This is a genomic window from Acidiphilium sp. C61, from assembly GCF_905116885.1.
Taxonomy (GTDB): Bacteria; Pseudomonadota; Alphaproteobacteria; order Acetobacterales; family Acetobacteraceae; genus Acidiphilium.
The window spans coordinates 1,513,516-1,535,504 of the sequence record NZ_CAJHNI010000005.1 but is presented as its reverse complement, the minus strand read 5'-3'; the positions used below and the strand labels follow the sequence as shown (position 1 = coordinate 1,535,504).

Here is a 21,989-nt window from a genome sequence, read left to right as displayed (position 1 = left end):
GACCAATTCAGTCTTGGACGCCGTAGTTAAGGCGGGTCTACGCCTTTGCTCAACAGAAAACTGACCTGCCGGGTATCGCCACAACGATCCGGGCGCCGGCTGTAGCGAGGGACTGGAAATGCACGACAGAGTGATGCGCGCGATCGAGACAGCGCTCGATGACCGGCCGGCGGACGGAGTGTTCCGGGTCAGCCGCGACATCTTCACCGACCCCGAGATCTTCGAGCTGGAGATGAAGCACATCTTCGAGGGCAACTGGATCTATCTTGCCCATGAAAGCCAGATCCCGCAGCCGAACGACTATCTGACGCTGCATATGGGCCGCACCCCGGTTGTCATCACGCGGGACCGCAAGGGCGAGCTGCGCGCCTTCATCAACGCGTGCAGCCATCGCGGCGCGATGCTCTGCCGGCACAAGCGGGCCAGCAAATCGACCTTCACCTGCCCGTTCCATGGCTGGACCTTCAGCAATACCGGCCGGCTGCTCAAGGTGAAGGACCCCGAGAACGCCGGCTATCCCGAGGGCTTCAACGCCGGGGGCTCGCACGATCTCACCCCGGTGGCGCGGTTCGAGTCCTATCGCGGCTTCCTGTTCGGCAGCCTGAACCCGGACGTGCAGCCGCTGGCAGCCCATCTCGGCGATGCGGCGCGGATGATCGACCTGATCGTCGACCAGTCGCCGCAGGGGCTGGAGGTGCTGCGCGGCAGCTCGACCTATGTCTATGACGGCAACTGGAAGCTCCAGACCGAGAACGGCGCGGATGGCTATCATGTCAGCGCGGTGCACTGGAACTACGCCGCCACCACCAGCCGGCGGAAGACCGAGGCGCGGGTCGACAATGTGCGGGCGATGAGCGCCGGCGGCTGGGCGCGCCAGGGCGGCGGGTTCTACTCGTTCGAGAACGGCCATCTGCTGCTGTGGTCGCAATGGGAAAACCCCGAGGACCGGCCGAACTGGGACCGGCACGAGGCGCTGAGCGAAAGCGTCGGTGCGGCGCGGGCCGAGTGGATGGTGCAGCGTTCACGCAATCTCTGCCTGTATCCGAACGTCTATCTGATGGACCAGTTCGGCTCGCAGATCCGCCAGTTCCGCCCGCTCTCGGTCGATCGCACCGAGGTGACGATCTACTGCATCGCCCCGGTGGGCGAGGCGCCGGAGGCGCGGGCGCGGCGGATTCGTCAATACGAGGATTTCTTCAACGCGAGCGGGATGGCGACACCCGACGATCTTGAGGAGTTCCGCTCCTGCCAGATGGCTTATCAGGGCCGCGCCGCGCGCTGGAACGACATGTCGCGCGGGGCGACGCACTGGATCGAGGGGCCGGACGAGGCGGCGCGGGCGATCGGCATCGCGCCGCGTCTGAGCGGGCGGCGCACCGAGGATGAGGGCCTGTTCGTGATCCAGCACGCCTTCTGGCGGGATGCGATGCGCCGCGCCCTCGTGCGGGACGCCGCAACCGGAGACGCGTCATGAGCCTCTGCCTCGACAGCGACGCTGCGCTGCATCAGCGGATCGCCGGTTTCCTGCATCACGAGGCGCGCTGCCTCGATGACCGGGAGTGGGACGCCTGGCTCGCCTGCTACGCGCCGGATGCGGAGTTCTGGATGCCCGCCTGGGACGATGACGACCGGCTGACCGAGGATCCGCAGACCGAGATCTCGCTGATCTGGTACGGCGACCGCGCCGGGCTGGAGGACCGGGTGTTCCGCATCCGCACCGACCGCTCCAGCGCGACCAGCCTGCCCGAGCCGCGCACCTCGCACAATATCAGCAATGTCGAGCTGATCGCGCGCCAGGGCGACATCGCCGAGATCCGGTTCAACTGGCTGACGCTGAGTTATCGCTACCGGACGACCGACCTTTATTTCGGCACCTCGTTCTACACGCTCGACCTCGCCGGCACGGCGCCGCTGATCCGGCGCAAGCGCGTCGTGCTCAAGAACGACTGCATCCACCAGGTCGTCGACATCTATCACATCTGACCCGGAGCCCATGCCATGACCGCGAGGATCGCGCTGAATTTCGAGGACGGCGTCACCCGGTTCGTCGATTGCCGGGCCGGCGAGACCGTGGCCGATGCCGCCTATCGCGAGGGGATCAACATTCCGCTCGACTGCCGCGACGGCGCCTGCGGCACCTGCAAGTGCCGCGTGCAGTCCGGCGCGTTCGACGCCGGATCGTATATCGAGGAGGCGCTCGATGCGGACGAGGCGGCGGCGGGTTTCGCGCTCGCCTGCCAGATGCGGCCGCGCTCGGATCTCGCGATCGACATTCGCGCCACCAGTGCGGCCTGCCGCACGGCGCCGCAGACGATCGAGGCGACGCTTTCATCCGTCGAGCTGCTGTCGCCGACGGCGATCGGCTTCAGCGTCGAGACCGCGGCGCCGCTGGGCTTCCTGCCGGGGCAATATGTCAATGTCGGGATTCCCGGCACCGCGGAAACCCGCGCCTATTCCTTTGCCTCGGCGCCAGGGCGCACGCGGGCGACGTTTCTGGTCCGCAACATCGAGGAAGGGCGGATGAGCTCGTTCCTGCGCGGGGCGACGCCGGGGGTGGTTCTGCCGCTCACCGGGCCGTCCGGCAGTTTCTACCTGCGCGATGTCGCCCGGCCGCTGCTGTTCCTCGCCGGCGGCACCGGCCTTGCGCCGTTTCTCGCCATGCTGGAGCAGCTTGCCGGCGAGGGATGCGCGCAGCCGGTCCGCCTCGTCTATGGCGTGACCCGCGACGAGGATCTGGTCGGCTGCGACCGGCTCGATGAGTTTGCCGCCCGCCTGCCGGGCTTTCACTACCGCACCGTGGTCGCCGCCGGGGAGAGCGCGCATCCGCGGCGCGGCTATGTCACCGGACATGTCGAGCCCGACTGGCTCAATGGCGGCGATGTCGATGTCTATCTCTGCGGGCCGCCGCCGATGGTCGATGCCGTGCGCGGCTGGCTCGGCGGCGCCGGGGTGGCGCCCGCCGCCTTCCATTACGAGAAATTTGCGCCCGCAACGGCGCCGCGGGCGGCGGCCTGAGATGGACCGCCAGGTGCATCCGGGCCGCTTTGCCGGCAAGGTCGCGGTGGTGACCGGGGCGGCGCAGGGGATTGGCCGCGCGGTCGCGCTGCGGCTGGCGGCGGAGGGGGCGGCGCTCGCGCTTGTCGACCGCGCCGCGCTGGTCGATTCGGTGCGCGACGAGGCGGCCGGTGCCGCCGGCGCCATCGCGCTGCACGAGGATCTCGAAACCTGGGAAGGGGCCGAGGCGGCGATGGCGGGCGCGCTCGCGCAATTCGGCCGGATCGACGTGCTGGTCAACAATGTCGGCGGCACGATCTGGGCGATGCCCTACGAGCGCTACGACGCGCCGCGCATCGAGGCGGAAATCCGCCGCTCGCTGTTCCCCACCCTCTGGTGCTGCCGCGCAGCGCTGCCGGCGATGCTCGCCGCACGGCAGGGGGCGATCGTCAATGTCTCGTCGGTGGCGACGCGTGGCATCAACCGCGTGCCCTATGCCGCGGCGAAAGGCGGGGTGAACGCGATCACCACGTCACTCGCCTTCGAATGCGCCGAGCGCGGCGTGCGGGTCAATGCCGTCGCGCCGGGCGGAACCGATGCGCCGCCGCGCCTCGTGCCGCGCAACCCGGCGGAGCCCTCGCCCTCCAGCGCCGAGAGCCGGTTCTGGTGGGACCAAGTGGTCGAGCAGACGCGGGCGACGAGCCTGATGCACCGCTACGGCACGGCCGATGAGCAGGCGGCGGCGATCCTGTTCCTCGCCTCCGACGAGGCGTCCTACATCACCGGCGTCACGCTTCCCGTCGCCGGCGGCGATCCAGGCTGAACCGAGGGCGGCCGGCACGCGCCGGGACCGCCGCAACGCCGGAACGATCCGGCACAGGAGGAAACGATGACCATCTCTCTCATGCAGACACCCCAAGTGACCGACCTGCTGGCGCGAGCTTCCGGCCTCGACCAGCCGGGCGGCGATGCGCGGTTGAAGCGCATCGTCGGCCGGATCGTCGCCGACATCTGCCGCACGGTCGAGGAATTCGACGTGACGCCGAGCGAGTTCTGGACGGCGGTGGGGTATCTCACCCGGCTCGGCCAGGCGAACGAGGGCGGGCTTCTGGTCGCAGGGCTTGGGATCGAGCATTTTCTCGACCTGATGCTGGATGCGCGCGAGCAGGCGGCGGGGCTTGCCGGCGGGACGCCGCGCACGATCGAGGGGCCGCTCTGGGTTCCCGGCGCGCCGCTCTGCAAGGGCGAGGCGCGGCTCGACCAGGACCCGGAAGCGGGCGAGGTGCTGTTCATGGAAGGCCAGGTGCGCGACATCGAGGGGCGGCCGGTTGCCGGCGCCATCGTCGATGTCTGGCATGCCAACACCAAGGGCGGCTACTCGCAGTTCGACCCGTCGCAGAGCCGCTACAACCTGCGCCGGCGGATCGAGACCGATGCCGAGGGCCGCTATCGCTTCCGCTCGATCCTGCCGGCCGGCTATGGCTGCCCGCCGGAAGGGCCGACGCAGCAGCTGCTCGACCGGATGGGCCGCCACGGCCGCCGGCCGGCGCATATCCATTTCTTCGTCACCGCGCCGGGCTTCCGCAAGCTGACCACGCAGATCAACATCGAGGGCGACGAATACCTGCATGACGATTTCGCCTTCGCCACCCGCGACGGGCTGATCCCGCCGGTCGTGCATCACGACGATCCGGCCGAGATCAACGCGCGCGGCCTCAACGAGCCCTTCGCGACCATCGCCTTCGACTTCGTGCTGAACCGCGAGGCGGCGGACCTGCCCGGCGTCGAGGTTGCGCGCGCCCACGCCGAAGCGGCCTGACCCACCAGGGCGCCGCACGCTCGCGGCGGCGCCCGCCCAGCCCGGAGTTTCCATGCCCGATTCAATTCCCTTCGACGTCGCCGCGCGGGATGTGACGATCCGCGCCATCGGCGCCACCATCGTCGACGTGCCGACCGTCCGCCGGCACAAGCTGGCGCAGACCTCGGTTTCGGCGCAGAGCTATGTGATCGTCCGCGTCCGGCTGGCCAATGGCGTGGAGGGGATCGGCGAGGCCGCGACCCTCGGCGGGCCGCGCTGGAGCGAGGAGAGCGTGGAGGCGATGAAGGCGAATATCGACGCCTATCTCGCCCCCGCGCTGCTCGGCCATCCGGCCGACCGGATCGCGCAGGCGCGCGGCCGGCTCGACGCGGCGGCGAAGCGCAACAACGCCGCCAAGGCTGCCATCGAAGCCGCGCTGTTCGATGCGCTGGGACAGACGCTTGGCGTTCCCGTGGCCGTGCTGCTCGGCGGCATCGTGCGCGACCGTTTCCCGGTGTTGTGGACGCTCGCCTCCGGCGATGCGGGTCAGGAGATCGAGGAGGCGGAGCAGAAGCTCGAAGCCCGCGAGCATCGTGTTTTCAAGGTGAAGCTGGGCGCGCAGGCGCCGGAGGCGGATCTCGCGCGGATGCAGCGGATCGCCGCAGCGCTCGACGGGCGGGCCGAGCTGATCGCCGACATCAACCAGGCCTGGGACGAGACGATGGCGCGGCGCTGGCTGCCGGCGCTGCACGCGCTCGGCCTGCGGCTTGCCGAACAGCCGCTGCCGGCCTGGAACCTCGCCGGCATGGCGCGGCTGCGCGGGCAGGCCGGCATGCCGCCGCTGCTCGCCGATGAGAGCGTGTTCGACCCGCACGACATGCTGGCGGTGGCCCAGGCCGGGGCGGCGGATGCGGTCTCGCTCAAGCTGGTCAAGCATGGCGGGCTGCTCGGGTTGCAGCGCGTCGCCGCCGTGGCCGACGCTGCGGGGATCGGGCTTTACGGCGGTTGCCTGCTCGAAAGCTCGGTGGGGGCGGCGGCGCATCTGCACGCCTTCGCCGCACTTCCCGTGCTGGAATGGGGCTGCGAGCATTTCGGCCCCCGCATCCTCACCACCGATCTTGCCGAAACCCCGCTGCGCTACGAGGATTTCAACGTTCTGCTGCCGCCCGGACCCGGCCTCGGCGTCCGGCTCGACGAGGCGGCGTTCGCCCGCTTTGCCCGCACCTGATCAGGAGACAGACCGATGCTCTATCATGTCCGCATGGACGTCCACCCGCCGCGCGACCTGCCGCAGGCCGAGTTCGACCGCCTGAAGGCCGCCGAGAAGGCGCGCGCCATCGAGCTTCAGCGCGATGGCGTGTGGCGGCATCTCTGGCGCATCGCCGGGGCGTATGCCAATTTTTCGGTCTTCGACGTGCCGGATCACGACACGTTGCACGACATTCTCAGCACCCTGCCGCTGTTTCCGTTCATGACGATCGAAGTGACGCCGCTGGCGCGGCATCCTTCGGCGATCGGCTGAGGGCGGCATCCTTTGGCGATCAGTCGATCGCGGCGCCGCGTCAGTCGCTCTTGCTGGCGCGGCGCGCCCTGCGCGCGGGGGATGCGAGCTCGGGGTAGCGTTCGGCCAGGATGCGGGCGAAATCGGCTTGCAGCCAGCCCGCCAGCGCATCCAGCATTTCGAGGAACTGCCGGCGTTTGGCGGCGGGAAGCACCGAGAGGACCAGCGCTTCGATATCGGCGGTCAGCGGGTCGGCGCGCTCGCGCAGGGCGCGCGCCTTTGCCGTTGCGGTGAGCTGGAACTGGCGCGCATCCCGCGCGTCGGTCTTCCGCCGGACATAGCCGGCCTTGATCAGGCGGGTGACGATCCGCGAGGTCGCGGTGCGCTCGATCTTGGTTTGCGTCGCGAGCTGGGTAAAGGTCACGCCCGGCTGGTCGTCGATCAGGCGCAAGACGCGGATGTCGTGGACATGCATGCCGAAGCGCTGCTTGAACATCCGGTCCGCCAGGCCGACGGCGTCTTCGGAGATCGACGCAAGCTGGTAGGTCAAACTCTGGCGCGCCACGTTTTTGCTCCCCCCCCTCCGTTCGTGATCCATACCGAATCATCCGATCGGACAAGGATGCTCGGGTCATCGACATGATGGCGCACCATATCCGATCCCAAAGGATCGGAAAGTGCTCTAGCCGAGATGCGCCTCCGCCAGCGCGGCCCAGTAGGCGGCGCCGATGGGGAGGTTGCGGTCGTCGAACGCGTATCTCGGGTGGTGGACCATCGGCGTGTCGCCATTGCCGATGAAGCCGTAACTGCACGGCACGGCTTCGGCGAAGAAGGCGAAATCCTCGCTGCCCATGAAGGTCGGGCCGGGGGTGATGACGTTGTCCTCGCCCACCACGCGCCGGGCGATCTCGGCGCAGGATGCGGTTTCGGCGGGATCGTTGACCAGCACGGCGCCGGGCTCGCCCTCGCTGATCGCGCAGGAAACCTCGTAGCTTTCGCATTGCGCGCGGGCGATCGCGCGGATGCGGTCGAGCACGAAGACGCGGGCTTCGGGCGTCGTGGTCCGGATGCTGAGGCGCAGTGTCGCCGAATGCGCGATGACGTTGCCCGCATCGCCGGCGAGGAAGGCGCCGACCGTGACGACGGCCTGTTCCTTTGCCGCGATGTTGCGCGAGACAATGGTCTGCAGCGCCATCACCAGCGCCGCACCGGCCACCACGGCGTCGCGCGTGGCCTCGGGCATCGAGCCGTGGCCGCCCTTGCCGGTGATGACGATCTCCCAGTTGTCCACCGCGGCCATCACCGGGCCAGAGGTGAAGAACAGCTTTCCCTGCGGCAGGCCGGGCATGTTGTGCAGGCCGAACATCGCCTGCATCGGAAAGCGGTCGAACAGCCCGTCGCGCATCATCGCCCGCGCGCCGCCCATGACTTCCTCGGCCGGCTGGAAGATGAGGCGCACCGTGCCGTCGAACCGCCGCGTGCGGGCGAGGTGGCGCGCCGCACCGAGCAGCATCGCGGAATGCCCGTCATGTCCGCACATATGCGACACGCCGGGGACGAGGCTGCGATGAGCGGCGTCGGTATCCTCATCCATCGGGAGTGCGTCCATGTCGGCGCGCAGGCCGATCGCCCGGCCGGAGCTGCCGCTGGAGAGCGAGGCGACGATGCCGGTTCCGCCCACGCCTTCGGCGACGTCGTATCCCCAGTCGCGCAGCAGGCCGGCGATGAAGGCGGCGGTGCCGGCCTCCTGGAAGGCGAGTTCGGGATGGCGGTGGATGTGATGGCGCCAGGCGCGGATGTCGGCGGATGTTGTTGTCAGGTCGTCGAGAAGGGTGGGCATGGCTCGCCTCCGGCAGCATGTGGGCGCCGGGCAAGCCGTGGGGTTCCTTCCCGGTGGCCCGATGCGCTTCAGTGGATAGAAAATATCATTGCTTGATGCAACTAATTATGAAGGTTGTTTGTTCGGGGCAGAAATTCAACGAGGCGCAAAAATGTTATTGCAGTTTGCAACCATATATGTGATAGGCTGCGGCCAACGATAATCCTGGTCTCCGGGATGCCTCCGGGGCCTTGCGAGGAGGAATCCATGTCCGCAATCACGGCAGGCGAGATGGCGCTGGAGCAACCCGGCAGGACGCGGCTGATCGCGGCCTGCACGATCGGCAACGCGCTCGAATTCTACGATTTCGTTGTCTACAGTTTCTTCGCCGGCACGATCGGCGCGCTGTTCTTTCCCGCGCATGACCGGACGGTGCAGCTGCTGCTGTCGTTCGCGACCTATGGTGTCGGGTTTTTTCTCCGCCCGCTCGGCGGCGTGGTGTTCGGCGCCTTTGCCGATCGCAGGGGGCGCAAGATCGCGACGATCGTCGCCCTGTTCTCGATGGCGCTGGGAACGGCGGCGATCGGGCTTGCGCCGACCTACGGGCAGGTCGGGCTCGCGGGGCCGTTCGTCATCCTGATGGCGCGGCTGCTGCAGGGATTTTCGGCGGGCGGGGAGGTTGGCGCATCGACGACGCTGCTCGCCGAATACGCGCCGGCGGACGAGAGAGGGTTCTTCGGCAGCTGGCAGCTCGCGAGCCAGGGCGTTGCCGTGCTGTTCGCCGCGGGGCTCGCCTTCGCGGTGCATGCGGCGCTGCCGGCGGCCGCGGTGCTGAGCTGGGGCTGGCGGATTCCCTTCCTGCTCGGCATCCTGATCGTGCCGATCGGGCTGTGGCTGCTGCGCGCCCTGCGGGAGACGCACGCGAATGACAGCGACCCGAAGACCCGCGAGGTGAGCTCGCTCTCGCTCGTGTTCAGCCGGCATTTCGGCAAGATCGTCGCCGGTGTCGCGCTGATCATCGGCGGCACCGCGACCAATGCGATCGTGGTGCTCTACATGTCGACCTATGCGGTGCGGCAGCTCGGCATGCCGCCGGCGACCGGCCTGCTCGCCGGGATAACGGCGGGCGTGGTGACGCTGATTGGCGCGCCCATCGGCGGCTGGCTGTCGGATCGCTACGGGCGCAAGCCTGTCGCCGGAAGTGCTTATGTGTTGATCGCGCTGGCGATCTATCCTGCCTTCCTGTTGCTGAACGCGGTGCCCACACCGGGCGTGCTGCTCTCGGCGGTTCTCGGTCTCGGGGCGCTGAACGCCATCGGCGGGGCGACCATCATCATCACCACGGCGGAGATTTTCCCCATCGAGGTGCGGGCGACCGGGATGTCGCTCGTCTATGCGCTCGGGGTCGCGATTTTCGGCGGGTTCGCGCAGTTCATCGTGACGTGGCTGATCGCCGTGACGCATGATGCCGCGTCGCCGGCCTGGTATGTCATCGCGTGCAGCGCGGCGACGCTGGCGGGGCTGCGGGCGATCCCGGAGATGGCGCGTCGTGCTATCTGACCGGGCGGTGTTGCCTGACACGATGCCCGGCGTGAGGAATCGCTTCACATTGGCTGTGGCGTTGCTAGAGTATCACCTGATCGGATGGAATCATCTGATCGGATTAAGATGTTCTCGTTATCAACAAGAGAGAGCACGACATCCGATCCTGATGGATCGGAACGTGCTCTACGATCGGGCTGGCCGGGTGTGGGCGGATGCCGCGCGCCGGCGCAACGCGGCTGCCTGCACCCCTATCGGTGGATGAACCTGCCATGACCTATCAGGAAACGCCCTACGAACCCTACGATTTCGCCAATCGCCGCCATATCGGGCCCTCGCCGGGCGAGATGGAGGCGATGCTGGAGGCGGTGGGGGCGGAGAGTCTCGATGCGCTGATCGACGACATCGTGCCCGAGGCGATCCGGCTGCGCACGACGCTCGACTGGGGCAAGCCGCTTTCGGAGCAGGGCGTGCTCAACCGGCTTCGCGAGGTGGCGGCGAAGAACCGGGTGATGACCTCGCTGATCGGCCAGGGCTATCACGGAACGGTCACGCCGCCGGCGATCCAGCGCAACATTTTCGAGAACCCGGCCTGGTATACGGCCTATACCCCCTACCAGCCGGAGATTTCGCAAGGCCGGCTGGAGGCGCTGCTGAACTTCCAGACGATGATCTGCGACCTGACGGCGCTCGACATCGCCAATGCCTCGCTGCTCGACGAGGGGACGGCGGCGGCCGAGGCGATGGCGGTGTGCCAGCGCGCTGCCAAGGCGAAGGGGTCCACGTTCTTCGTCGATCATCATTGCCATCCGCAGACCATCGCCGTGATCGAGACGCGGGCGGCGGCACTCGGGTGGCTGGTGATCGTCGGCGATCCGTTCGCGGATCTCGATCCGGGGCAGGTGTTCGGCGCGCTGTTCCAGTATCCCGGCACCTATGGCGATGTTCACGACTTCACGCCGGCGATCACGGCGCTGCACGGCGCGGGGGCGCTGGCCTGCGTCGCGGCCGATCTGCTCGCGCTCACCGTGCTGAAGCCGCCGGGCGAGATGGGGGCGGACATCGCCATCGGCTCGGCGCAGCGCTTCGGCGTGCCGATGGGATTTGGCGGGCCGCACGCCGCCTACATGGCGGTGCGCGACGCGCTGAAGCGCGGCATGCCCGGCCGCATCGTCGGCGTCAGCATCGATGCGCGCGGCAACCGGGCGTATCGGCTGTCGTTGCAGACGCGCGAGCAGCATATCCGCCGCGAGAACGCGACCTCGAATGTCTGCACCGCGCAGGCGCTGCTCGCGGTCATGGCGTCGATGTATGCGGTGTTTCACGGGCCGGAGGGGCTGCGCGCGATCGCCGAGCGCATCCATCGCAAGCTGGTGCGGCTGGTGAAGGGGCTGGAGGCGCACGGCTACCGGGTGGCGCCGGCGCGGTTCTTCGACACGATCACCATCGAGGTCGGCGCCGTGCAGGGCGCGATCCTGAAATCGGCCGAGGCCGAGGGGATCAACCTGCGCCGGGTCGGGAGTGGGACGATCGGCATCGCCTTCGACGAGCGCACCACGAGCGGGCATATCGAGGCGATCTGGCGCGCCTTCGGCATCGAGCGGCGCGACGACGACCTGGCACATGACTATCGTTTCCCGGACGGGCTGTTGCGGACCTCGGCCTATCTGACGCACCAGATCTTTCACATGAACCGCGCCGAGGCGGAGATGACGCGCTACATGCGCCGCCTCGCCGATCGCGACCTCGCACTCGACCGCGCGATGATCCCGCTCGGCTCGTGCACCATGAAGCTGAACGGTGCGGCCGAGATGATGGCGCTGAGCTGGCCGGCCTTCGCCGATGTCCATCCCTTCGCACCGGCCGCGCAGACCGCGGGATATGCGGAGATGATCGCGGATCTGGAGGCGAAGCTGTGCCTGATCACCGGCTATGACGCCTTCTCGATGCAGCCGAATTCTGGCGCGCAGGGCGAATATGCCGGGCTGCTGACGATCAAGGCCTATCATCGCGCCCGGGGTGACGAGCGGCGGGATGTCTGCCTGATCCCGACCTCGGCGCACGGCACCAACCCGGCCTCGGCGCAGATGGCGGGAATGCGGGTGGTGGTTGTCGGCGTCGCGCCGAATGGCGACATCGACATCGCCGATTTCCGCGCCAAGGCCGCGCTGCACGCGGAGCGGCTGGCCGCCTGCATGATCACCTATCCCTCGACGCATGGCGTGTTCGAGGAGACCGTGCGCGAGATCTGCGCGATCACCCATGAGCATGGCGGGCAGGTCTATCTCGACGGCGCGAACATGAATGCGATGGTCGGGCTGTCCCGCCCCGGCGATATCGGCGCCGATGTGAGCCATTTGAACCTGCACAAGACCTTCGCCATTCCGCATGGCGGCGGCGGACCCGGCATGGGGCCGATCGGGGTGAAGGCGCATCTGGCGCCGTTCCTGCCGGGGGATCCGCTGGTGGCGGATGCCGGCGCGGTCTCGTCCGCACCGTATGGATCGGCCTCGGTCCTGCTGATCTCCTGGGCCTATTGCCTGCTGATGGGCGGCGAGGGGCTGACGCAGGCGACCAAGGTCGCCATCCTCAACGCCAATTACATCGCGCGCCGGCTGTCATCGGCCTATCCGATTCTCTACGCCTCAGCGCGGGGGTGGGTGGCGCATGAGTGCATCCTCGATACGCGGCCGATGAAGGAGCGGGCCGGGGTGACGGTGGATGACGTCGCCAAGCGGCTGATCGATAGCGGGTTCCATGCGCCGACGATGAGCTGGCCGGTTGCCGGCACGCTGATGGTGGAGCCGACCGAGAGCGAGCCGAAGGCGGAGCTGGACCGGTTCATCGCCGCGATGCTCGGCATCGCCGCCGAGGCGGAGGCGGTCGCCGCGGGCACGCTCGACCGGGAGAACAACCCGCTGAAGCGGGCGCCGCACACGGTCGAGGATCTGGTCGGTGACTGGGATCGGCCATATAGCCGCGAGGCGGCCTGTTTCCCGCCGGGGGCGTTCCGGGTCGACAAATACTGGTCGCCGGTCAACCGGGTCGACAATGTGTATGGCGACAGAAACCTGATCTGCTCGTGCCCGCCGCCGGAGAGTTACGCCAGCGCGGCCGAGTAGACGACGCGTCCTTTCGGGCGGCTGACCGCCCCCTTGCGCCTTGCGAACCGGAGCCGGAATGTTCCTGTCGGTATTCGATATCTTCAAGATCGGCATTGGCCCTTCATCGTCGCACACGATCGGGCCGATGGTCGCCGCCGCGCGGTTTCTGGAGGAGTTGTGCTGCGCGTGTGGGCGGGAGCGCCGCGAGAGCCTGCACCTGACGGCGCGGCTGCACGGATCGCTGGCCTTTACCGGCCGCGGGCACGCGACCGACCGCGCGGTCTGCCTCGGGCTGCTCGGTTTCCAGCCGGCCACGATCGACCCCGACAGCGCGGAGCGCGAGGAGGTGCAGCTGCGGCGCACGGGAGTGATCCGCGCGGCGGGGCTGCCGCCGTTGATCTTCGCGCCGGCGGAGGATCTGATCTTCGACTATGGGCCGCCGCTGCCCGGCCACGCCAACGGGCTGGTGCTGGAGGCGCGCGCGCCGGATGGAACGCTGCTGCTGTCGCGCACGTATTATTCCATCGGCGGCGGCTTCGTGCAGACCGCCGAGGAGCTTGCCGCCGCGCGCGGGCGCGACGCCCGGCTCGCGGACGAGACGGCGGCGATGGGCTATCCCTATCCGTTCGGCCGCGCTGCCGACATGCTGGCGATGGGGGCGGAAGCGGGCCTGAGCATCGCGGAGATGAAACGGGCCAATGAGCGCGTCCTGGTGGGCGAGGCGCTGGATGCGCGGCTCGATGCGATCTGGTCGGCGATGGATGACTGCATCTCGCGCGGGCTGCGGCAGGAGGGTGTGTTGCCGGGTGGCCTGTCGGTGCGGCGCCGCGCGCGCGCGATCCATCAGCAGCTCCTCGCCGAGAGGGGATTGAACGCTGTGCAGCCGCATGTCGTGAATGACTGGATCTCGGTCTACGCCATGGCGGTCAACGAGGAGAACGCGGCGGGCGGGCGCGTCGTCACCTCGCCGACCAACGGGGCGGCCGGCGTCGTGCCGGCGGTGATCCGCTATTATCGCGATCATTGCCACGGCGCGACGCCGGAGGGCATCAGGACTTTCCTGCTGACGGCGGCGGCGATCGGCGGCCTGATCAAGCACAATGCCTCGATCTCGGGGGCGGAGGTGGGCTGCCAGGGCGAGGTCGGCTCGGCGGCGGCGATGGCGGCGGCGGGGCTTTGCGCGGCCCTCGGCGGAACCAACGCGCAGATCGAGAACGCGGCCGAGATCGCGCTGGAGCATCATCTCGGGATCACCTGCGATCCGGCCAAGGGGCTGGTGCAGGTGCCCTGCATCGAGCGCAACGGGGTGGGCGCGATCAAGGCGGTGGCGGCCGCGAGCATGGCGCTGCGCGGCGATGGCCGGCACTTCATGCCGCTCGACAACTGCATCGAGACGATGCGGCAGACCGGCATCGACATGAACACGAAATACAAGGAAACCTCGACCGGCGGCCTCGCGGTCAACCTGCCGGAGTGCTGAGCCTGCCGCCCGCCTGGAGGGGGCGCGCGGCTGGCTATCCGGCCTCGATCCGCACGCCCTTCCAGAACGCCACCCTGCCGGCGATGCGGCTGGCGGCACTTTTCGGCTCGGGATAGAACCAGGCGGCGTCGGGGTTGGTCTGCTCGCCGACGGCGATCGAATAATAATGCGCGGTGCCTTTCCACGGGCAGGTCGTGCGGGTGTCGCTCGGGCGGAAGAATTCCTGCCGCAGCGCCTCGGGCGGGAAATAGTGATTGCCTTCGACGATCTCGGTCGTCGCGGATTCGGCGAGGACAGTTCCGTTCCAGACGGCTTTCATCATGTGGTGGTCTCCTGCGTTTGCGCGGCGGGGCGGGACGAGATGCCCGCGCATGCGACGGATCGCCGCCAACCCCCGCCCTGTGTCGGCATCTCTTGTATCACCATCTCTTGTATTAGAGCACGTTCCGATCCTGATGGATCGGATGTCGTGCTCTATTATATTGATAATTAGGGCATCTTTATCCGATCAGATGATTCTATCTGATCGGATGATGCTCTATCATCCTTTGCCGCGATCGGGGCGGACGCCCAGGATGTCGTGCATGACATCGAAGACCCGGACCCCGACCTCGCTGGCCTTGGGGGCGAGCCAGGGTGCCGCTTCGAGGGTGGTGGTGGCGTCCCGCAGCCCCTGCTCCCAGCGGGCGTTCATCGTGGGGCGGCTGAATTCGTAGTCCTTCGCCGCACCCTGCGGTGCGGCGGGACGGTAGATGAGCTGGGCGATGTCCATCTCGGTGACGCAGCCGAAGGCGTGCAGCCGCCGGCCCTGGTCGGTGTTCAGGATTTCGGGCGGCAGCAGCTTTTCCAGCTCGTTGATCGCGTGGCGGACCTCGTGGCGGAGCTGGAACATCTCGGTCGCCACCCGCGTGCGGCTCGAATAGCGGATGTCGTTCTGCCGCTCGGCGACGGCTTCGAGATTGTCCGGCAACATCCCGGAGCCGTGGAACACGTCGACCTGGAAGGTCAGGCGGCTGCGGCGCGGATAATAGTCGAGCACGTATTGCAGCGGCGTGTTGGAGACGAGGCCGCCATCCCAATAGTATTCGCCGTCGATCTCCACGGGCGGGAAGCCCGGCGGCAGCGCGCCGCTCGCCATCACGTGCTCGGGGAGGATGGCGATCTCGGCACTGTCGAAATAGACCAGCCGGCCGGTGCGGATATTGACCGCGCCGACGCTGAGCCGCGTTTCGCCCGCGGTGTTGATGCGGTCGAAATCGACCAGCCGTTCCAGCGTGCGCCTGAGATTGCGGGTTTCGTAATAGCTGAGGGGCGGCCTGGTCGACAGCCAGTCGAGCGCGTCGCGCGGGGCGAAGAAACCCGGCTGGCCGAAGGCGATGGCGGCAAGCGCGCCAAGCCGCTGCTGCCACTGCTCCAGCGGGCCGGCGAGGCCGATTGGCCACCACGAAGTGGGGGCGGTGATCTCGTCCCAGAATTCCCGCAGCCGCCGCGTGCGGCTGGCGGGTTCGTTGCCGGCGATGATCGCCGCGTTGATCGCGCCGATGGAAATGCCGGCGACCCAGTCGGGCAGGTAGTCGGACGATGCGAGCGCCTCGTACACGCCGGCCTGGTAGCTGCCGAGCGCGCCGCCGCCCTGCAACACGAGCCCGATGGTCTTGTCGTAGGAGGCTGGCCGCGCCGGTGCCCGGGAGTTCGTCATCCTTGATTCCTTGCCTGATGATCTGGTGACCGCATGATAGCAGGCCCGGCCGGCCGAACCGACAGCAAACCCGTTCGTGCGTTCGCGGCGAAAGATTCCACGCACGCGGGAGGGACCGTGGTTTCGCCGGAGGGATGCCGCGCCATTCAGCATTGATTTCGCATAAGTCTAAGTCGGTGCGGGGACTAACTCCCGGTTGCGGACGCGAATACCTCTCATGGACCATGAGCGCCCTTCAATCCTCATCCGCCGGGCAGAGCCTGCGCGGTGCCACGGCGGATCTGCTGCGCGACCTGCCATCGGACGCGGCGTTCGCGCTGCGCACCTCGGCGGCGGCGTTGCTGGCACTCTATCTCGCCATGTCGCTGCATCTCGACACGCCGCGATGGGCGGCGTGGACGGTGCTGACCGTGAGCGTTCCCTCGCTCGACCATGCCTTCGTCAAATCGTTTTACCGGATGATCGGCACGATCGTGGGGGCTGCGGCCGGCATCGTCATCGTCGCGTTGTTCGCGCAGCGGCCGCTGGTGTTCGATCTCGCGATGGCGCTGTGGGCGGGGGCGTGCGCCTTCGTCGGCACCAGGGTCCGCCAGTATCAGTCTTACGCGCTCGCGCTGACCTGGCTGACCTCGGGGATCGTGTCCTATGGCAGTGTGGCGGACCCGAACGGCGCGTTCATCGTCGCGGCGAGCCGCACGGCCGAGGTCGCACTCGGCATTCTCTGCGCGGGCGGCGCGGCGATCTTGTTCGACGGGCACCGGGTGGCGACGCTGGTTCATGCCGCCTCGCCGGTGCCGGGCCAGGCCAGGCGCAACGGCGTGCGGGCGGGCCTGGCCGTGATGCTGGCCAGCGCGTTCTGGTATGTGTCGCAATGGCAGGACGGGCCGTTCTTCGTGCTGATGTCCGGCGCCGCGGCGCTGCTGTTCGCGGCGCATCCATCGAAGGTCGCCGCGACGCTCGGCATGTTGCGCGGGTTCCTGCTGGGGACGCTGCTGGGCCTGTTCGTCCGGTTCGCGCTGTTCACGCGCAGCGCGAGCTTCGGCGAGGAGACGCTCGTACTGCTGCCCTTCCTGATGCTCGGCGGGATCGGCCTTGCCGATTCCCGGACCCAGGGCCCGGCGACCGGCTACAATCTCGCGTTCATGCTCGCGGCCGACCCGGCCAATACGCTTTCATTCGATCTCGGCGGCGCGCTCAACGAGGCGATGGCGATGATTTTCGGCGTGCTCGTCTCGATCGGGGCCTTTCTCGGCCTCGTGCCGATCCGTGACCTGCTGCATCGGGATGGCGCCTGAGATGATGCCCGCGCTTGCCGAAATGTCGATGTTCGGGATCGGGATCGAGCCGGCGGTGCCGATGCTGCTGCTCGCGGTGTTGCTGACCGACATCCTCCGCCGCGGGCTGACCCGCCTGCGGATCGACCGGGCGGTGTGGAACTGGCCGCTGTTCATGCTTTCCATCTATGTCTGCACGGTCGCTTCACTCATCCTCGGGATGCGGCAGCTGTGATTTCCGGAGACGACATGCTCGACACCATCCAGGGGCGGGCCCTGCCGCGCCCCACCTCGCCACACCCGACCTCGCCACACCCCACCTCGCCCGGGGCGGCGCCGGGGCGGCGCTATCGGCCGATCTTTTCCGGCCTCGCGACGCTCATCGTCGTTGCCGCTGCGCTCTGGCTCGGCTTCGCCGCCTGGCATCGCTACGACGCCACGCCCTGGACGCGGGATGCGCGGGTCCGCGCCTTCGCCGTGACGGTGGCGCCGGAGATTTCGGGCCGGATCGTCGCGGTTGCGGTTCATGACAATGAACGCGTGCGCAAGGGGCAGGTCCTGTTCAGGATCGATCCGGCGGATTTCGCCAATCGTCTCGCGGTGGCGAAGGCAACACTCGCCGCCGATCGGGCGATCGCGGGGATGAAGGCGGCAGATGCGGCGCGGCGCGCGCGGCTGCCCTCGATCGCGGTTTCGGCGGAGACGCGGGGCAATGCCGCCGCCGCCGCACGGGCCGCCGCCGCACGCGTGCAGGCGGACGAGGCGGGCGTTGCGCAGGCCGCGCTCGATCTCGCGCGCACGGTGGTCCGCGCGCCGGTGAGCGGCACGATCACCAATCTCACCGCCCATGAAGGCGATTATGCCCATGCCGGCAGCGGCGTGATCACGATGGTCGATACCGGCGAACTCTGGGTGACCGCGTATTTCGAGGAGACCGAGCTCGACCGGATCAGGCCGGGCGCGCCGGCCCGGATCGAGCTGATGTCCGACCCCGGCCGGGTGCTGGATGGCCATGTGCAGGGGATCGGGCGCGGGATTGCCGATGCCAACATGCAGGACGCGCGCAGCGGTCTGCCGCGCGTCGATCCGGTGTATTCATGGGTGCGGCTGTCGCAGCGGATCCCGGTTCATGTGACGCTCGACCATGTGCCGCCGGGCCTGTTCCTCGCCGCTGGCATGACCGCGACGGTGCGCATCGTCACCCCGGCTTCCGGCGGGCGCTAGAGCATCATCCGACCAGATGGAATCATCTGATCGGATAAAGATGCTCTAATTATCAACAAGATAGAGCACGTCATCCGATCCGGATGGAATCATCTGATCGGAAGTTGCTCCAGGCGTGGCGGAGGATCAGCTTTCGCTGACCAGGCTGCGCCGCGTGATGGCGTGCCGGTCCTGCCAGCTTGTGAAGTTCATCGGCTCGGCGAAGAAATATCCCTGCATCCGCATGCGCCCGCGCGACCTGAGGAAGGCGACGTGGTCTTCCGTCTCCACGCCTTCGGCGACGACATCGAGATCGAGCCGGTGCGCCATCGCGAGGATCGCCTCGACGATCGCGATGGAGGAGATGTCGTGCGGGACATGGGTGACGAAGCCGCGATCGATCTTGATTTCATGGATCGGGAGGTGGCGCAGATAGTGCAGGCTGGAATATCCGGTGCCGAAATCGTCGACCGAGAAGCGGATGCCGCGCCCGGCGAGGGTTTCCATGACCTGCCCGATCGCCAGCGTGTCGTTGATGAGCAGGTTTTCGGTGATTTCGAGCGTCAGCCGATCCGGCGGAATGCCGAAATCGTCGATCGCGGCGAGGACGTCGCCGACAAAGGCGGGATCGCGGAATTGCCGCGGGCTGATGTTGACCGACAGCCCGAAGCCGGGCCTGCCGGGGGCGATCCGGGAGAGGATCGAGCATGCCTCGCGCAGCAGCCAGCGGCCGAGGGGGATGATAAGGCCGGAGGATTCGGCGATGCCGATGAATTCGGCCGGGCTGGCGATCCGGCCATCGCTCTTGCGCAGCCGGGCCAGGGACTCGGCGGCCACGGGCATGCCATCGTCATCCACCTGGTCCTGGAGCCAGAGCTCGAATTGCCCGGTCTTCAGCGCCGCGCGGATCTCGTCCTCGATCGTGTGGCGCACCATGATCGACTGGTGCATCGCGGGCTGGAACATCACGACATCGCCATTCCCCGCCTTCGCCTGATACATGGCGGTGTCGGCCTCGCGGATCAGCGTGTCGATCGTGTCCGCCGGCTTTGGAAACAGGGTGAAGCCGATGCTGGCGCCGAGATGATAGTCCCGCTCGCCGATGCTGATCGGCTGGCCGGTCATCGCGTCGATCATCTTGCGGCCGACCATCGTCGCATGCGACGCCGCGTCCTCGATCGTGGCGCCGGCGCTGCCGAGCAGCACGACGAATTCATCGCCGCCGATGCGGGCGATGGTGTCGGTTGCGCGGATGGCGAGGCGCAGGCGGCGGGCGGCTTCGGTCAGCGCCGCATCGCCGGCGGTATGGCCGAGCATGTCGTTGATCTTCTTGAAGCGGTCGAGATCGATGAACAGGACGGCGCCGCGCGCGCCGGTGCGCCGCGCCTCGCTCAGCATGACGCCGAGGCGCTCGTTCAGCAGGCGGCGGTTGGGCAGGCCGGTCAACGGATCGAGATGGGCGAGACGGTAGATTTCCTCCTCCGCGGTGCGATGCGCGGTGATGTCGATCCAGACGCCGGCGACGCCCGCAGGCTGGCCCTGCGCATCGCGTTGCAGCGTCATTTCATCGCGGATCCAGCGATAATTGCCGTTGCGATGCCTGATCCGGTAGCGATGCGTGTAATGCCCGGCGTCGCGAACGCGGGCGATGCCGAGGCTCGCCTGCGGCAGGTCGTCGGGATGGACGTGGCTTTGCCACCATTCCGGCCCGTGGATCTCCTCCGGCGCATAGCCCAGCATGTCGAGGATGTTGCGGCTGATCTCGGTGGGTGTGGCGTGCCCCGGCGCGGGCTCGAAGGCGAGCGCGTAGAGCACCGTCGCGCTCGCGGTGAGGAGCCGTTCGATCCGCTGTTCGCTCATCGAGCGGGCCATCAGCGCGGCGTCGCGCTCCTGCCGCGTCGCGATGTCCTGCAGCGCCTTGGTCAGGTTGGTGGTGAGTTCTTCCAGCAGGCGCCTTTCCTCCTCGCCGAAGGCGATCGGGTTGGCCGAATAGAGCGTGAACGTGCCGATGCCAGGCTTGCCCGCGGTGCGAAAGGGGATGGAGACGCTGGCGCGGAAGCCGGCGGCGGCGGCCTTGTCGCGCCACGGTTCGTATCGCGGGTCGATCCTGATGTCGGACCAGCCGGCGATCCGCCCTTCGCGGATGGATGTGCCCGATGGTCCCCTGCCTGCCGGCGTGTCGGCCCAGGAGAGGCGCAGCTGCCTGACGTAATCCCTGTCCTGTCCGGCGCTGGCGACGATGCGGATGGAGCGCGCGGCATCGTCCTGTGCAAGGCCGATCCAGCACGTGTCGTAGAGGCCGACATCGACGGCCAGCTTGCAGGCCAGGGTGAACAGGGCGTCGGGCGTGTCGGCCTGCGCGAAGGCATCGGACGAGGCATGGATCATGCGCAGGGTGCGGTTGGCGTTTTCCAGCGCATCCTCGCGCAGGCGCCCCATCAGCAAGGGGATCAGCCGGCCGATGAACTCCCTGACTAGGCATCCCATCGCGTCATCGATGACGGGCGTTTCGAAATCGAGCACGAGACCGAACCGGCGTTTGGCGAGATCGAACGGATAGACCATCTGCCGCCGGATGCCGGCGCGGACGAGATCGTGCAGCAGCGGGAAATCATGGACCGGGTCGGTTTCGCGCAGGGGATCGCTGTCGGAGACGAGACCCCCGGCGAGGCTGGCGCCGAAGCTGAGATAGCCGACGGGATAGGCGCCGGACCATTTTGAAACGTCGAGCCCCCGCAAGCCGCCGAACGGATCGAGATGCCCCTTGACGTATTCGATCATGCCCTGGGTTGGATGGTAGGCGGTGAGGAAGCACAGCGCGGCGCCGGTCCGCTCGGCGCAGTAGGACAGCGTGTGATCGAGTGCCGTGTCGAAATCCGGCGAGGAGGCGATGGCGTCGGAGACGCGGTTCCAGAAAGCGAGATCGGCCACGATTTTCGACTGCTCGCGATGGGCCCGCCGCAATTCGAGTTCGGTCATCACAGATTGCGCGAGATCGGAGAGCAGCCGCTGCTTCCCGGCATCGAAGCCCTTGCACGGCTCGGTCGAGAGAACGCACATGGCGCCGATGCGGTAGCCATCCGCCGTGATGATCGGCGCGCCGGCATAGAAGCGGACATGCGGCGGCCCGACCACCAGCGGATTGTCGCGGAAGCGCTCGTCCTGCCGGGCATCGCTTATGATGAAAACGCTGTCGGACCGGATCGTGTGGTCGCAGAAGGCATGCTCGCGGAGGGACCATTCGAGATCGATGCCGTGACGCGCCTTCGCCCATTGCCGGTCGGACGCGATGAACGAGACGAGGGCGATCGGCATGCCCAGCGCCTGGGCGGCGATATGGACGAAGCGGTTGAAGCCTTCCTCGGCCGGCGTATCCACGACCTCGTAGCGTGCCAGCGCGTCCTGACGTCTGGTTTCAGTCTCGGACAATGACACGTGGACACCCTTTCGGTGGCTGGAGCGAGTCACACTGACCGGTTGATCAGTCGATGAGGCTGGGCGACGTCCATGATGCGCATGGTCATTATGAAGTGCAAAAATTAAGACAGTCTGACGCGATCATCGTTTGATCGCGC

At 67.8% G+C, this 21,989-nt stretch carries 18 protein-coding genes; 13 read left to right on the top strand and 5 right to left on the bottom strand.

The window, feature by feature from the left end:
- The first annotated feature begins 118 nt into the window (after positions 1-118).
- The 7 genes from benA to catC all read left to right on the top strand — a co-directional run bounded on the left by benA (position 119) and on the right by catC (position 6,314).
- On the top strand, positions 119-1,474 hold the full coding sequence (benA, locus tag HUW10_RS10030) for a benzoate 1,2-dioxygenase large subunit (protein ID WP_174503366.1): 1,356 nt from the start codon (positions 119-121) through the stop codon (positions 1,472-1,474).
- Positions 1,471-1,983 carry a benzoate 1,2-dioxygenase small subunit gene (gene benB / locus HUW10_RS10025; RefSeq protein WP_174503365.1) on the top strand — a complete coding sequence of 171 codons (513 nt, stop codon included), beginning with the start codon at positions 1,471-1,473 and terminating at the stop codon, positions 1,981-1,983. The genes benA and benB overlap by 4 nt, the downstream gene beginning before the upstream one ends.
- Positions 1,984-1,998: 15 nt before the next feature.
- A complete protein-coding gene (gene benC / locus HUW10_RS10020) occupies positions 1,999-3,015 on the top strand; it encodes a benzoate 1,2-dioxygenase electron transfer component BenC (RefSeq protein ID WP_174503364.1) in 1,017 nt (338 codons plus the stop codon).
- Position 3,016: 1 nt separating this feature from the next.
- Positions 3,017-3,817 carry a 1,6-dihydroxycyclohexa-2,4-diene-1-carboxylate dehydrogenase gene (locus tag HUW10_RS10015; RefSeq protein WP_174503363.1) on the top strand — a complete coding sequence of 267 codons (801 nt, stop codon included), beginning with the start codon at positions 3,017-3,019 and terminating at the stop codon, positions 3,815-3,817.
- Between the two features lie 66 nt (positions 3,818-3,883).
- The gene (gene catA / locus HUW10_RS10010; RefSeq protein WP_174503362.1) at positions 3,884-4,813 is read left to right on the top strand and encodes a catechol 1,2-dioxygenase; all 930 of its coding nucleotides are present in this window, start codon (positions 3,884-3,886) and stop codon (positions 4,811-4,813) included.
- A gap of 52 nt (positions 4,814-4,865) precedes the next feature.
- On the top strand, positions 4,866-6,020 hold the full coding sequence (locus HUW10_RS10005; protein ID WP_174503361.1) for a muconate/chloromuconate family cycloisomerase: 1,155 nt from the start codon (positions 4,866-4,868) through the stop codon (positions 6,018-6,020).
- A 15-nt stretch (positions 6,021-6,035) separates the two neighbouring features.
- Positions 6,036-6,314 carry a muconolactone Delta-isomerase gene (catC, locus tag HUW10_RS10000; protein WP_174503360.1) on the top strand — a complete coding sequence of 93 codons (279 nt, stop codon included), beginning with the start codon at positions 6,036-6,038 and terminating at the stop codon, positions 6,312-6,314.
- 40 nt (positions 6,315-6,354) lie between these two features.
- On the opposite strand, the gene HUW10_RS09995 is transcribed toward catC, so the two are convergent.
- Together HUW10_RS09995 and HUW10_RS09990 are read right to left on the bottom strand one after the other, a co-directional pair.
- Positions 6,355-6,858 carry a MarR family winged helix-turn-helix transcriptional regulator gene (locus tag HUW10_RS09995; protein WP_174503359.1) on the bottom strand — a complete coding sequence of 168 codons (504 nt, stop codon included), beginning with the start codon at positions 6,856-6,858 and terminating at the stop codon, positions 6,355-6,357.
- Between the two features lie 117 nt (positions 6,859-6,975).
- Positions 6,976-8,133 carry a M20 aminoacylase family protein gene (locus HUW10_RS09990; RefSeq protein WP_174503358.1) on the bottom strand — a complete coding sequence of 386 codons (1,158 nt, stop codon included), beginning with the start codon at positions 8,131-8,133 and terminating at the stop codon, positions 6,976-6,978.
- 246 nt (positions 8,134-8,379) lie between these two features.
- Between HUW10_RS09990 and HUW10_RS09985 the strand changes: the two genes are divergently transcribed.
- The 3 genes from HUW10_RS09985 (at position 8,380) to HUW10_RS09975 (ending at position 14,238) form a co-directional block, all read left to right on the top strand.
- Complete coding sequence (locus HUW10_RS09985) at positions 8,380-9,672, top strand: MFS transporter (RefSeq protein ID WP_174503357.1); 1,293 nt, start codon at positions 8,380-8,382, stop codon at positions 9,670-9,672.
- 254 nt (positions 9,673-9,926) lie between these two features.
- Positions 9,927-12,776 (top strand): aminomethyl-transferring glycine dehydrogenase, encoded by a 2,850-nt coding sequence (gcvP, locus tag HUW10_RS09980; RefSeq protein WP_174503356.1) that lies wholly within the window; start codon positions 9,927-9,929, stop codon positions 12,774-12,776.
- A 58-nt stretch (positions 12,777-12,834) separates the two neighbouring features.
- Positions 12,835-14,238: an L-serine ammonia-lyase gene (locus tag HUW10_RS09975; RefSeq protein ID WP_174503355.1), complete on the top strand. Its 1,404-nt coding sequence runs from the start codon at positions 12,835-12,837 to the stop codon at positions 14,236-14,238.
- A gap of 34 nt (positions 14,239-14,272) precedes the next feature.
- On the opposite strand, the gene HUW10_RS09970 is transcribed toward HUW10_RS09975, so the two are convergent.
- Both HUW10_RS09970 and HUW10_RS09965 read right to left on the bottom strand, forming a co-directional pair.
- Positions 14,273-14,560, bottom strand: a complete 288-nt coding sequence (locus HUW10_RS09970; RefSeq protein ID WP_174503354.1) for a DUF427 domain-containing protein — start codon at positions 14,558-14,560, stop codon at positions 14,273-14,275.
- 219 nt (positions 14,561-14,779) lie between these two features.
- Positions 14,780-15,937 carry a patatin-like phospholipase family protein gene (locus HUW10_RS09965; protein WP_174503353.1) on the bottom strand — a complete coding sequence of 386 codons (1,158 nt, stop codon included), beginning with the start codon at positions 15,935-15,937 and terminating at the stop codon, positions 14,780-14,782.
- Between the two features lie 224 nt (positions 15,938-16,161).
- On the opposite strand from HUW10_RS09965, the gene HUW10_RS09960 reads away from it, so the two are divergent.
- The 3 genes from HUW10_RS09960 to HUW10_RS09950 are packed head-to-tail and all read left to right on the top strand — an operon-like array spanning position 16,162 to position 18,435.
- Positions 16,162-17,232, top strand: coding sequence for an FUSC family protein (locus tag HUW10_RS09960; RefSeq protein ID WP_174503352.1), 1,071 nt, complete (start codon positions 16,162-16,164; stop codon positions 17,230-17,232).
- Position 17,233: 1 nt separating this feature from the next.
- On the top strand, positions 17,234-17,446 hold the full coding sequence (locus HUW10_RS09955; protein WP_174503351.1) for a DUF1656 domain-containing protein: 213 nt from the start codon (positions 17,234-17,236) through the stop codon (positions 17,444-17,446).
- Positions 17,447-17,460: 14 nt separating this feature from the next.
- A complete protein-coding gene (locus HUW10_RS09950) occupies positions 17,461-18,435 on the top strand; it encodes an HlyD family secretion protein (RefSeq protein WP_236656329.1) in 975 nt (324 codons plus the stop codon).
- A gap of 126 nt (positions 18,436-18,561) precedes the next feature.
- Here HUW10_RS09950 and HUW10_RS09945 read toward each other — a convergent pair whose 3' ends face one another.
- Entirely contained in the window at positions 18,562-21,849 is a 3,288-nt protein-coding gene (locus tag HUW10_RS09945) for an EAL domain-containing protein (protein ID WP_174503350.1), read from the bottom strand.
- Between the last annotated feature and the right edge of the window lie 140 nt (positions 21,850-21,989).